Source organism: Eggerthella hominis (assembly GCF_014287365.1).
In the GTDB taxonomy this organism is placed as follows: Bacteria; Actinomycetota; Coriobacteriia; order Coriobacteriales; family Eggerthellaceae; genus Eggerthella; species Eggerthella guodeyinii.
Map to the genome: position 1 here is coordinate 305546 of NZ_JACOOA010000003.1, position 12181 is coordinate 317726.

At 66.3% G+C, this 12181-nt stretch carries 9 protein-coding genes; 5 read left to right on the forward strand and 4 right to left on the reverse strand.

The window, feature by feature from the left end:
- Nucleotides 1–27: 27 nt before the first annotated feature.
- Together H8S61_RS08850 and H8S61_RS08855 are read left to right on the forward strand one after the other, a co-directional pair.
- Nucleotides 28–315, forward strand: coding sequence for a hypothetical protein (locus H8S61_RS08850; protein WP_160941247.1), 288 nt, complete (start codon nt 28–30; stop codon nt 313–315).
- Between the two features lie 28 nt (nt 316–343).
- Nucleotides 344–1603, forward strand: coding sequence for an MFS transporter (locus tag H8S61_RS08855; RefSeq protein ID WP_186938728.1), 1260 nt, complete (start codon nt 344–346; stop codon nt 1601–1603).
- A gap of 39 nt (nt 1604–1642) precedes the next feature.
- On the opposite strand, the gene H8S61_RS08860 is transcribed toward H8S61_RS08855, so the two are convergent.
- From H8S61_RS08860 to H8S61_RS08875, 4 genes are all read right to left on the reverse strand, one after another.
- Nucleotides 1643–2611 (reverse strand): D-2-hydroxyacid dehydrogenase, encoded by a 969-nt coding sequence (locus H8S61_RS08860; RefSeq protein WP_255466536.1) that lies wholly within the window; start codon nt 2609–2611, stop codon nt 1643–1645.
- Between the two features lie 295 nt (nt 2612–2906).
- Nucleotides 2907–4037: a TDT family transporter gene (locus H8S61_RS08865; RefSeq protein WP_186938729.1), complete on the reverse strand. Its 1131-nt coding sequence runs from the start codon at nt 4035–4037 to the stop codon at nt 2907–2909.
- Nucleotides 4038–4222: 185 nt separating this feature from the next.
- Complete coding sequence (locus H8S61_RS08870; protein ID WP_186938730.1) at nt 4223–6487, reverse strand: oxidoreductase; 2265 nt, start codon at nt 6485–6487, stop codon at nt 4223–4225.
- Between the two features lie 89 nt (nt 6488–6576).
- Nucleotides 6577–7491 carry a LysR family transcriptional regulator gene (locus tag H8S61_RS08875; protein WP_186938731.1) on the reverse strand — a complete coding sequence of 305 codons (915 nt, stop codon included), beginning with the start codon at nt 7489–7491 and terminating at the stop codon, nt 6577–6579.
- 740 nt (nt 7492–8231) lie between these two features.
- Here H8S61_RS08875 and H8S61_RS08880 point away from each other — a divergent pair.
- From H8S61_RS08880 to H8S61_RS08890, 3 genes are all read left to right on the forward strand, one after another.
- On the forward strand, nt 8232–9134 hold the full coding sequence (locus H8S61_RS08880) for a homocysteine S-methyltransferase family protein (protein WP_160941242.1): 903 nt from the start codon (nt 8232–8234) through the stop codon (nt 9132–9134).
- A 1-nt stretch (nt 9135) separates the two neighbouring features.
- Nucleotides 9136–9402: a hypothetical protein gene (locus H8S61_RS08885; RefSeq protein WP_160941241.1), complete on the forward strand. Its 267-nt coding sequence runs from the start codon at nt 9136–9138 to the stop codon at nt 9400–9402.
- A 291-nt stretch (nt 9403–9693) separates the two neighbouring features.
- Entirely contained in the window at nt 9694–12021 is a 2328-nt protein-coding gene (locus H8S61_RS08890) for an anaerobic ribonucleoside triphosphate reductase (protein WP_160941240.1), read from the forward strand.
- Nucleotides 12022–12181 lie beyond the last annotated feature (160 nt).

Consider the following 12181-nt stretch of genomic DNA (forward strand, 5'->3'; position numbering starts at 1 on the left):
CGTCGATTGCCGAAAAGGAGGTGAATCATGGCTGGAAAGCCTCAGAAGAAGCCCTCGATCGTGGCGCGCACCGAGGACGGGAGCCCCGTCGTCGAAGTGTTCGGCATGAAGTTCGACGGGGAGAAGCTGATCATGGACTGCAAAGCCCTCGACAGCATGCGCATGGACGTGGTGATCGGCGCCGACGACATCGCGGCGGGTTGGCCGGTCATCTGGGAGAACAAGTCGCCGATCATGGCGTTCGGCAGACGTGTTCCGAAGGCGGTTCGGGCATGGAAGAAGGAGCAGAAGAAAGGGGCCTCATCGGGAAGGTGACGCCGCTCTCGAATGAGAGGAGGATGGTATGGGAACTTCGCAGGGAAAGAAGAGCTTCTTTCCGTATCTCGTGGTGGCGACGGGGATCGTCGGGTGCTTCGCGCCTTGCGCGCTAGCCCTCAGCTGCGCAGGCATTTTCTTCACGCCGGTGAGCGAGGCGCTGGGAGTGGGCAGGGGCGTGTTCGCGCTCTACCTCACCATCATGCTGCTGGCAACGACGATCGCGCTGCCGTTCGAGGGCAAGCTGATGGAGACGAAGGACTTGCGCGTGGTCCTGTCGGCGGCCGTGGTGCTGATCGGCGTGCCGCTTGTCTGCATGTCGTTCTTCACGGCGGTGTGGCAGTTCTACGTGGCAGGCGCGTTCATGGGCGTCGGGTTGGCGGCGTTGCTGATCCTGTCGGTTCCGACGCTGATCAATCGGTGGTTCCGGAAGAACGTGGGCTTCTACATCGGCTTGTGCATGGCGTTCACGGGCATTGGCGGCGTGGTGTTCAACCTGGTGGGAGGCGCTCTCATCGCCAGCGGCCCCGACGGATGGCGCATGGGGTACCTGGTGTTCGGCGTCATCACGCTGGTTTTGGCGCTGCCGTTCACGCTGTTCTGCGTGCGCAGCTTTCCCGGCGACAAGGGGCTGGAGCCGGTGGGGGCGGCAGAGGCCGTTCCGGGGAGTGCGGGGGTCGAGGCCGCGAGCGGTGCGACGGCCGCCGTCGCCCTGAGGACGGCGGCGTTCTTCCTCGTCGCCGTTTTCGCCGGGCTCATCAACCTGGCCATCAATTTCTACCAGTACCTGCCGTCGTACGCGACGTCGCTCACCCAGTACCCCGACGTCGTGGCCATTTCCGCGACCTTGGCGTCGGCGGCGATGCTCGGCCAGGCCATCGGCAAGGTGGTGCTCGGCATCATCAACGACAAGGCCAGCGTGTACGTCGGCCTGTTCGTGTCCACCGGGTGCGGCGCGCTCGGCCTCGCCGTCATGTGGCTGGTTCCGGGCTCGGTGCCGGCCATGTTGGCGGGAGGGTTCGCGTTCGGCGTGTTCTACGCAAGCGCGACCGTGCTGGCGCCGCTCATGGTGCGCACGATCTTCGGCACGCGCGAGTATTCGACCATCTATTCGCGCATCGCGATGGTGGGGTCGCTGGCGGGCGCGTTCGCCGCGAGCGTATGGGGCTTCATCGTCGACGCGGCGGGATTCTCGAACGTGTTCATCATCGGCATCGCCGGCGCGATCCTCGTGGCGCTGTTCGGCGTCCTCGCCCTCAACGCCCGGAAGAACGTCCCGCAGCACTAGCATGACGCTGCCGCCGCGCCTGAGGCGCGGCGGCACATGCTACACCACGTTCTGCGGATGCCCCTCGACGAAGGCGCCTACGTTGGCGGCTACCGTGGCCAGCAGGCGGGCGCGGGCCTCGTGGGTGGCCCAGGCGATGTGGGGCGTCACGACGATGTTGAGGCCCTGCGCCTGCAGCAGGGGGTTGTCAGCGCGCATGGGCTCCACCGACACGACGTCGGCCGCGAAGCCGGCCAGCTTGCCCGAGCGCAGCGCGTCCACTGCGGCCTGCTCGTCCACGAGCGTGCCGCGCGCGGTGTTCAGCAGGTAGGCACCCTCCTTCATGCGGGCGATGGTGCGCGCGTTCATCATGCGGTCGGTCGCGGGCGTGGCCGGCACGTGCAGGCTCACCACGTCCGAGGCGGCCAGCAGCTCGTCGAGGTCCACCTGGCGCATGCCGTCGCCTTCGAACTGCGGTTTCGCCGAGCGGTTCTCGAACACCACGAGCATGCCGAAGGCGCGGGCGATGCGGCATACGGCCTGCCCGATGCTTCCCATGCCCACGATGCCCAGCGTCTTGCCCGCCAGCTCCACGAGCGGCGTGTTCCAGAACGAGAAATCCTTGGCGCGCGTCCAGCCGCCGTCCATGACCAGCTGGGAGTGCTCGCCCACGTGCAGGCACAGCTCCAGCAGCAGGGCGAACGTCATCTGCGCCACGTCGGGCGTGGAGTAGGCCGGCACGTTCGACACCGTCACCCCGCGCTCGCGCGCCGCGTCGAGGTCCACGACGTTGTAGCCGGTGGATGTGAGCGCGATCATCTTGAGGTTCGGCGCCCAGCCGAGCGCTTCGGCGTCCCAGACCACCTTGCTCGACACGGCGATGTCGGCCTCGGCCACCCGCTGCGCCAGCTGGTCGCGCGGCGTGCGGTCGTACACGGTGACGGCGCCGTACGATTCGAGGGCGTCCCAGCTGAGGTCGCCGGGGTTGTTCACGTATCCTTCGAGAACCACGATGTTCAGGGGCTTCATAGGCGTTCCTTCCCGAGAAAAAAGGATTGGCCCGGGGAGAGGGGAGCTCCACCGGGCCACAAGGAGGGGATGATGCGGTACCTATTGGGTACCGACTCTGCTTTAAGGGGTAAGCAGATGCAAACTGGAAAGGAGGGGAGCCTTTCGTTTGCTGAAGCCATTATAAAAGTTGACATTGAATATCATATGACGTACACGTGCACGTTTTGTGAATTGGGGGCCTCGAAAGTAACAGATAGGTAAACATGAGGCAAAAACATAGGGAAAAACCCGTTCGCCCCTTGACAGGCCAGGCCTACGCGGATGCGCCCGCGCCTTCGTCGCAGTCGATCGTGCAGTCGATGCCGGCGGCCACGGGCACGAACTCCTCCGCGGCGGCGGGGTCCTCGATCGCACCCGATCCGCGGCGCAGGTACGCCCGCACGGCCTGCAGCGCGGCCATATGCTCGGGCGCCAGCGTGCCGTCGGCGCGGTCGCGCTGCAAGCCTGCCGCGAGCATGCCGAGGAAGCGTGCGGACACCACGGCCACGATGGTGGTGGTCAGCAGCAGCTGCACGCCGTCGATCTGCTGGGCGACCCAGGCGACGTCGGCGTAACCCGCATCGGCGAAGGCCGTTGCGAAGCCGTTCGTGGCCAGCAGCCCTACGGCCATGGGAAACGTCATGCCCGCGTAGCCGGGATGGAACTGCACGCTGAAGAACTTCGGCAGCTTCACGATCACGTAGCCCAGCGACACCACGACGCAGGCGAACAGCAGCGCCAGCACGACGAGGTTCGGCTCGGCGAAGGCGTTGACGTACGACACGAGGCACATGCTGCACGGCCCCAGCATGATGGCCTGCGAGTGCATCATGGCCTCGGCGACCTCGCAGCGCTTCATGCGCCACAGCATGAACGGCGTCACCGCCACGTAGATGACGATGCCCCACACCACGATGCCCGCCGCCAGCGGCTCGGGCATGAACTGCATGCCGGCCACGGTGGACACCATCACGCCGTTCGTGGTGACGTACCAGCTGGGCATGAACGTCTTCCATTCGAAGCGCCGCAGGAAGAAGCGGACGAAGAACACCGCGACGTGCACCACCAGCACGCCGAGCATCGTGAAGAACACCACCTCGGCCGCCGTCCACAGCGCGGGAACGAGCTGCGCGTAGAACACGCACAGCACCATGATGAGCATGGGCACCGTGGGGTACAGCGCCGCCAGCATGGGGTTCGCGTACTCGGCCGCGACGACGCTTCTGAGGTGGAACGCGATCTTCAAACAGTACGCTAGCGCCACGAGCGTGGCCACGATAACGGCGATCCAGTGGATGAGCGGGTAGCCCAGCGTGTCGTAGAATCCGCTCAGCACGAGCAGTCCCAGCGTGGCAGGCACTACGGGCAGCGGCAAACGCGACACCTTGTCTTTGAGGTACGCCATGGAGCCCCCCCCCTTTTTTTTTTCGCAGCTTCTCTCTGCATTCCGCTCATCATCATCATACACCCGGAAGCAATCAGAACAAATGTTTCACGTGAAACAATGCGCGCGTTCGATCGCGCGCGTGCGGCCCAGGGGAGGGAGGGGCCCCGGGCCGCACGTGAGAAGGGCGTCGAAGCGCGGGGCCGTCAGATCTTGCGAGCTGCCAGGTTCCCCGCCGCGATGGCTTCGGCGATGTTGAACGGCCTGTCGCAGTCGCCGACGGAGTAGACCTCCATGCCGGACAGCGCGTCGGCGATGCTCGTGTCGGGCAGCATGTCGAGCGCTTCGATGACCGTGTCGCACGGGTAGGTCATGTCCACGCCCGTGTCGCAGCTGATGGTGATGCTGCCCCCGCCCAGCGATTTCACCGAGGCGTTGGGCCATACGCGCGTGCCGCGGGTGTACAGCATGGGGATGACGAAGCCCTTGATGTGGTCCGACTGGCCTTTGTCCAGGGCCGTGAGCGGCAGCGGCGAGGCGATGGTCACGTGCTTCCCCTCGGCGACGAGGCGCAGCGCCACGTCGACGGCTTGCGCGTTCTCTCCGACGACGGTGACCTCCTGGCCGATGTCGGCCATGAGGAAGTCGTCGATGGAGACGACGTCCGTGCCGTCCGCGCTCTGCAATCCCAAGGTGTCGCGCACGCCGCCCGTGGCCACCACCACGGCGTCGGGGCTCTGCTGCTTCACGAAGTCGGCGTCCACCTCCTGGCCCGTGACCACCTTGACGCCGGCCACTTCCAGCTGGCGTGCGAGGTAGTCCCGCGTGCGGGCGATGTTCTCGTGCGGGCCCTTCACGTTCGCGGCGAACTCCAGCAGGCCGCCGACGCTGCCCTTCCGCTCGTACAGCGTGACGTCGTACCCGCGCAGCGCCGCCACGCGCGCCGCCTCCATGCCGGCGGGGCCGCCGCCCACCACCATCACGCTCTTGCTGCCGGTGCCGGCGGGCAGGTCGGGACCTTCGGGCATCTGCTCGGTGTAGGCGCGCATGTGCGCGGCGTTCATGCGGCAGTGCTCGTAGAACGCCCCGTCCTCGTCGAGGTCGAAGTGGCAATGCAGGCAGCGGTTGCAGGGGCGGATCTCGTCGAGGCGGTTTTCGCGCAGCTTGACGATGTACTCGGGATCCACCATGAACGGGCGGTTCATCAGGTAGAAGTCGGCCTTGCCGTCCTTGAGCGCCTGCTCGAAGAAGTCGGGCGCATGGGCGGGGTCCATGTAGGTGACCGTGCCCACGGGGATGCTCACGGCGTCTTTGAACTCCCGGGCGACGTCCAGCAGCATGCCGCAGCCCGAATGGTTGGCGATGAGCTTGCCTTCGAAGTGCCGCGAGAAGTCGAACTGGTTGCCGTAGCCGGTGGCCCCGTCGATCCCGTAGCCGGTGAAGTACATATCGGAGGCGAACTCGGCAGGATGGTTGTTGAAGGGCCCGAGGCGCACGTGGAGGCTGTCGGCGCCCGCCTTCTCCAACAGCTTCGCCATCTGGAGGTTCTCCTCCACGGTGGTCAGCGTGGCGTTCTGGCCGAGGTCGTAGTCGTTCTCTTCGATGGCGTTGATCAGCACCTGCACGGGGAAGTCGGCGCCGCATGCCGCTTTGATGCCCTCGATGATCTCGTTGACGAAGCGCGTGCGGTTCTCGAAGCTCTGCGGGCCGTACTCGTCGGTGCGCTCGTTGCGGTTGCGCGAGAGGAACGCCTGGCCGATGTTGTTGCCGGCGGCGTTGATCTCAACCGCGTCGAAGCCCTGTTCCTGCAAGAACTTCGCCGCGTCGACGAAGTCGGCCTGCACGAGGTGCACTTCGTCGAGCGTGAGGTCGTGGGCGTTCGCGCATTCGAACTGGGCTGCGGTGGTGGCGTCGAATCCGCTGAACGAGGCGCCCATGAGCGACAGCTGATAGCCGCAATAGCTGCCGGCCTCGTGGATGGCGTCCGCGACTTGCGCGAGGTCGGCGTTCTCGCGCGTGCGCACCTTGTAGGAGGCGGGGTAGTGCTCGAGCAGGCTGGCGTAGTCCTCCACCCACATGAGCTCGACGCCGCCCTTCGCCCAGTGCGTGTATTCCGCGATGGTCATCTCGGTGGTCCAGAAGGGCAGGTACGCCGAGCCCGCTGCCGATTTCACCATGCGGTTGTGCAGGGTGAGCGGGCCGAACGACCAGTCGCTGAACAGCGTGGTGCCCTCCCAGTCGGTGATGGAGTTGGCCGTGTAGTCGTAGTCCTGCGGGTTGAGCTGCGCGAGCGCGGTTTGCGGCGTGAGGTTGCCTGCGGCACCCGATGCGACGGCATCGCCTCCCGCTGCGGCCGCGGTTCCTTCCGTTTTGGGCGCGCAGCCGGCGAGCCCGCTTCCGGCGACGGTCGCTCCCACCGCGCTGAGCACGGCTCCCTTCAGAAACGAACGGCGTGATACTTCGGTTCCCATGATTCCCCTTTCCTTGGTACGTGCGATTCGTCCTGTTCGGACTCCTCCATTCAACCAAGGTTGCGGGGCGGCGTGAAGAATCGACGGGTTTAGGGGATGCGCCTTCTCGGTGCACCCGGACGTGCGAGTTGGGCATGCGCGCGCATGAAGTCGATCGTGCGCTGCTCGATGTCGGAATAGGAGCGGTCGAGGTACAGGAAGTCGAGCTGCCAGCAGAACGACTCGTCGGGGAAGGGGATGAGCGCCACATGGTCTTCGGCGACCTGGTCCAGGCAGTTTTCCGGAACGATGCTGGCCCCGTGCCCGCGCTTGACCTCCCTGAGGATCACGTCGTAGTCCTTGTACTGGTGGTTGGCGCGCAGCGTCATGCCGTGCGATGCGAACAGCGCCGCGAGCGCCCGATCTTCGGGCAGGTCGTCGCCCAGCGTGAGGAACGTGAGCGATTGGAGGTCCTCGAGCGTGCAGCCTTCGAGGGGGAATGCGACCAGATCGCGGGCGACGGCGACGTACGTGGGATAGCCGATGAGCGGGATGCGAAGCAGGTTGCGGTCGCGCGGCGCGCCCGAGCAGATGACGAAGTCGACCTCGCCACCCTCCAGCAGCTCGAGGCAATGAGCGACGGAATGCTTCTCCACGTGGTGCTCGGCGTGCGGGTTCGCGTCCTCGAGGCGCTCGAGGAAATCCTCGGGAAGGGCCGTGGCCACCCCGTACGCGAATGCGAGGCGCAGGTGCTGGCGCTGGTTGGCGAGGTAGTCGTCGCGCGCTTGCAGCATGCTGCGATAGTCGCCGATGCAGGTTCTCGCCTTCGGGTACAGCAGCCGCGCGAACTCCGTCGGCTCGACGCCGGCGGCATCGCGCTCGAACAGCGCGGCGCCCAGCTCGCCCTCCAGGCTCTTGATCGCTTTGCCGAACGCCTGGCGCGAAACGAACGCACGCTCGGCCGCCTTGGCGAACGAGCGCGTGTCGTACGCATGGCAGAACCACTCAAGCTGGTGAAGATTCATCCCCGATCATCCCCTTCGTCTCCCAGGGCCAGTATACCCGATTTCGCGAGCGAACAAATGTTTCACGTGAAACATACGGGCTGCCGCGGCGCGGCGCGATGGGAGCGGGGACGGAGGGGGGCGGGTGGAGGAGGGAGGCGCGCGCAGCGGCGTGCGCGGCCCCAAGAAACAGATCGGCCCGGGGAGAGGGGAGCTCCACCGGGCCACAAGGAGGGGGATGATGCGACGCTTGCGCATCGCTCTGCTTCTAAGGGGGTAAAGCAGAGGCAAACTGAAAGGAGGGGAGCCTTTCGTTCACAAAACCCAGTATACGAGACGTTCGCGCACATCGTATGACGTGGGCGTGCGCGTTTTGTGAAACGGAACGCTCCTGAGTAACGGTTCGTTAACGGGGGTCTGGGACGGGTCGTCGCCGCGTCGCCGAGCGTCCCCAAGAAACAGATCGGCCCGGGGAGAGGGGAGCTCCACCGGGCCACAAGGAGGGGGATGTGCGGCACCGAAGTGCCGCCACTGCTTTGTAAGGGGAAAAGCAGTACAAACTGAAAGGAGGGGAATCTTTCGTTTGCAGGACCCAGTATAAAAGTAAGCCTTGAAGAACACGTGATCGACTCATGTTCGTCCTGTGAAACGGCGGCGAAGCATCGGTGAACGTCGCGCCCCCTTCCGTCCGCCGGCCCGACCGTACCGTTCGCGCGCGGAGCTTTTTGGTATCATGGGAAGCCTGACGAAAGGATGCTTCCATGCCCGATATCGCTCTGCGCTTTCATAAGGATATGCTCGTGCTGTCTTCGCCGGTGGCCGCGGTGCTGGCCCGCCAGGGGTTCGACGTCGAGCACGATCTCGAATTCGCCAACCTCGTCGAGCCGGAGGCGGTGCGCGACGCGCTGCGCCTCAACAAGGTGGCGGGCGCGCAGTGCCTCGTGGCGAACACGGCCAGCATCACGCCGGCGCGCCTGGCGCATCGCGGCATGGAGGATCGCGCGGTCGAGATCGTGCGCACGGGCCTCGCGGTGGCGCGCGAGCTGAAGCCCCAGCACCTGCTCGTGGAGGTCGGCCCCTGCGGGCTGCCCCTCGATCCTGCCAGCAAGTCGTCGCTCAACGAGAACCGCGACCAGTACGCCCGCGCCGCCCGCGCCTGCGACGGCCAGGAGTTCGACGCGTTCTTCCTCAACGGGTTCGCCAGCCCGGCCGACCTCAAGTGCGCGCTCATGGGCGTGCGCCAGGTCAGCGGCGCGCCGGTGTTCGCGTCGGTGGACGTCGACGCCGACGGCATGCTGCCCGACGGCCGCCACGCGTTCGAGGACGCGCTCGCCGTCATGGTGGACTACGAGGCGAGCGTGGCCGGCTTCGCCACCGCGGCGCCCCTCGAGGCCGCCGCGACGTTCGCCCGCCGCGCGAGCGGGGCGGGCCGGCTGCCCGTGCTCGCCCAGCTGATCGTGCGCGAGCACAACCCGAAGCAGGGCGACGCCACGCCCGAGAACCCGTACTTCTGCCCCGACGCGCTGGTGGCCGCCGCCACGCAGCTGCGCGCGGCCGGGGCCCAGTTCCTGCGTGCCGTCGGCGCGGCCACGCCGGCCTACGCGGGCGCGCTCGCGGCGGCCAGCGAGGGCTTCGACGTCGTGCGCCCGGACGTGGAGGAGTAGCATGGCCTCATCGAACGTGGTCCGCAGCCCGCACTACGGCGCGCTGCAAGACGTGGTCGACTCGCTGTACCTCGGGCTGGGCCCGAAGGAGAAGCTGCGCCGGCTCGACATCGTCGTGGCGGCCGAGGCCGCCGACCTGCCCGCCGATCTCACCGAGATCGTGTGCCTGCTGCCGCCCGGGAACTACACGCGCCAGCGGCTGTGCGATCAGTTGAACTCGGCCATCGGCGGGCACGCGTGGGGGCAGGTGTACGGCACCGTCCAATAGCGCGTTCGCCGGCGCGTAACGACTCGGTTTCGCCGTCGTGCGCGCTCCGTGGAATAAATGTGAATCGCGGCTCGCGTTATGTGTGAGCCTGGCGTTTCCGCGCTTTACCCCCTTGCGCGTCGCATCCGACGCAGGTACTATATGTTCACTTTCCGAACACAAACCACCACTACATATTGTGGAAAACAGGGCGCAGATCGTGTGGAAACCCTGCGCACAAACCGGGCGAAACCACAGCTCGCCACGGTAAAACGACGAACCGAGAAGAAGCACGAAGAGAGGACTCGAAGCATGGTCACGACCATCATGAAGCGCGACGGCCGAACGGTGGAATTCAAGCAGGACAAGATCGCCGAGGCGGTGGAGCGCGCGTTTCAGGCGTGCGGCGCCATGCAGGATCGCGCGGCGGCCGAGGATATCGCGCAGCGCGTGGTGGACAAGCTCGAAGAGGGCGCCATCGAGGGCACGCCGTCGGTCGAGGGCGTGCAGGATCTCGTGGAGGAGACGCTCATCGAGTCCGGCTTCGTGCAGACGGCCAAGTCCTACATCCTGTACCGCGCCGAGCGCAGCCGCTCGCGCGACGTGAACAGCCGCCTCATCCAGACGCTCAAGGACATCACGTTCTCCAAGGCGTCGGACTCCGATATGAAGCGCGAGAACGCCAACATCGACGCCGACACCGCCATGGGCACCATGCTCAAGTACGGCTCCGAGTCGGCCAAGCAGTTCTACGAGATGTGCGTCATCGACCCGAAGTTCGCGCGCGCCCATCGCGAGGGCGATATCCACATCCACGACATGGACTTCTACACGCTGACCACCACGTGCTGCCAGATCGAGCTGAAGAAGCTGTTCAAGGGCGGCTTCTCCACGGGCCACGGCGTGCTGCGCGAGCCGAACGACATCGCCAGCTACGCGGCGCTGGCCTGCATCGCCATCCAGAGCAACCAGAACGACCAGCACGGCGGACAGGCCATCTGCGACTTCGACTACGGTCTGGCCGAGGGCGTGCGCAAGACGTACCGCCGCCTGTACAAGAAGCACCTGGCCGAGGCCGTGGACCTGCTGGTCGGCGAGGCCGTGGAGGATGCCCGCGCGTTCGCGCAGGACACCCTTGCGCGCATCGAGGCCGAGACGGGCGTCTGGGCGAGCCTGACGATGGACGAGGGCTTCGAGGCCGCCGTGCGCGCGGCGCTCGTGGAGGCCGGCGCCACCGAGGAGGCCGCCGACAAGGCCGTGGCCTACGCGGCCAAGAACGCCATGGGCGACACCGACCGCACGACGTTCCAGGCCATGGAGGCGCTCGTGCACAACCTGAACACCATGCACAGCCGCGCCGGCGCGCAGACGCCGTTCAGCTCGGTGAACTACGGCATGGACACCACCCCCGAGGGACGCATGGTCGTGAAGAACATGCTGCTGGCCACCGAGGAAGGCCTCGGCTCCGGCGAGACGCCCATCTTCCCCGTGCAGATATTCCGCGTGAAGGAAGGCGTGAACTACAACCCCGAGGACCCGAACTACGACCTGTTCAAGCTGGCCATGCACTGCTCCGCGAAGCGCCTGTTCCCGAACTTCAGCTTCATCGACGCGCCGTTCAACGCGCAGTACTACAAAGGCACGCCCGAGACGGAGATCGCCTACATGGGTTGCCGCACGCGCGTCATGGGCAACGTGTACGATCCCGATCGCGAGATCGCGCCCGGCCGCGGCAACCTCAGCTTCACGTCCATCAACCTGCCGCGCCTGGCCATCCGCTCGAAGGGCGACCTCGACCTGTTCTTCGACCTGCTCGACGCGAAGCTGGCGCTGGCGGTGGGGCAGCTCGACGAGCGCTTCGAGATCCAGGCCCGCAAGCACGTGTACAACGCCCCGTTCCTCATGGGCCAGGGCGTGTGGATCGACTCCGAGAAGCTGGCGCCCACCGACGAGCAGCGCGAGGTGCTGAAGCACGGCACGCTGTCGCTGGGCTTCATCGGCCTGGCCGAGACGCTCGTGGCGCTGACGGGCAAGCACCATGGCGAGTCGAAGGCGTCGCAGAACCTCGGCCTCGAGATCATCGGCCACATGCGCTCGTACCTCGATCGCATCTCGCAGGAGCGCGGGCTGAACTACGGCCTCATCGCCACGCCGGCCGAGGGCCTGTCCGGCCGCTTCGTGCGCATGGATCGCGAGCGCTACGGCTCCATCCCGGGCGTCACCGACCGCGACTACTACACGAACGGCTTCCACGTGCCGGTGTACTACGACATCAGCGCGTTCGACAAGATCGAGATCGAGGCGCCGTATCACGCGCTGACGAACGCGGGCCACATCTCGTACGTGGAGCTCGACGGCGATCCCACCGAGAACCTCGAGGCGTTCGAGGCCGTCATCCGCCACATGAAGGACAGCGGCATCGGCTACGGCTCGGTGAACCACCCGGTGGACCGCGACCCCGTGTGCGGCTACAACGGCATCATCGGCGACGTGTGCCCCAAGTGCGGCCGCACCGAGGCCGAGCACGGCTCGTCCTTCGAGCGCATCCGCCGCATCACCGGCTACCTCGTGGGCACCCTCGACCGCTTCAACGACGCCAAGCGCGCCGAAGAGGGCGATCGGGTGAAGCACCAGATGTAGTTCGTTCCGCCGGCCTGACGGCCGGCGGAACGCGCCGATGCTGCGGGCGGCCGTGGCACCCGATCTCGCGGCGAGGCCGAGGACTCGCGTACCGAAGTACGCTTCGCCCTCGCCCTCCCCACGATCTCGAGTACCACGGCCGCCCTCGCTGACTTACTGC

Excerpts from the sequence above, each read along its gene's own strand:
- H8S61_RS08885 (WP_160941241.1), top strand. The coding sequence starts at position 9,136 with ATGGCCTCATCGAACGTGGTCCGCAGCCCGCACTACGGCGCGCTGCAA.
- H8S61_RS08875 (WP_186938731.1), bottom strand. The coding sequence starts at position 7,491 with ATGAATCTTCACCAGCTTGAGTGGTTCTGCCATGCGTACGACACGCGC.
- H8S61_RS08865 (WP_186938729.1), bottom strand. The coding sequence starts at position 4,037 with ATGGCGTACCTCAAAGACAAGGTGTCGCGTTTGCCGCTGCCCGTAGTG.
- H8S61_RS08860 (WP_255466536.1), bottom strand. The coding sequence starts at position 2,611 with ATGAAGCCCCTGAACATCGTGGTTCTCGAAGGATACGTGAACAACCCC.
- H8S61_RS08890 (WP_160941240.1), top strand. The coding sequence starts at position 9,694 with ATGGTCACGACCATCATGAAGCGCGACGGCCGAACGGTGGAATTCAAG.
- H8S61_RS08855 (WP_186938728.1), top strand. The coding sequence starts at position 344 with ATGGGAACTTCGCAGGGAAAGAAGAGCTTCTTTCCGTATCTCGTGGTG.
- H8S61_RS08870 (WP_186938730.1), bottom strand. The coding sequence starts at position 6,487 with ATGGGAACCGAAGTATCACGCCGTTCGTTTCTGAAGGGAGCCGTGCTC.
- H8S61_RS08850 (WP_160941247.1), top strand. The coding sequence starts at position 28 with ATGGCTGGAAAGCCTCAGAAGAAGCCCTCGATCGTGGCGCGCACCGAG.
- H8S61_RS08880 (WP_160941242.1), top strand. The coding sequence starts at position 8,232 with ATGCCCGATATCGCTCTGCGCTTTCATAAGGATATGCTCGTGCTGTCT.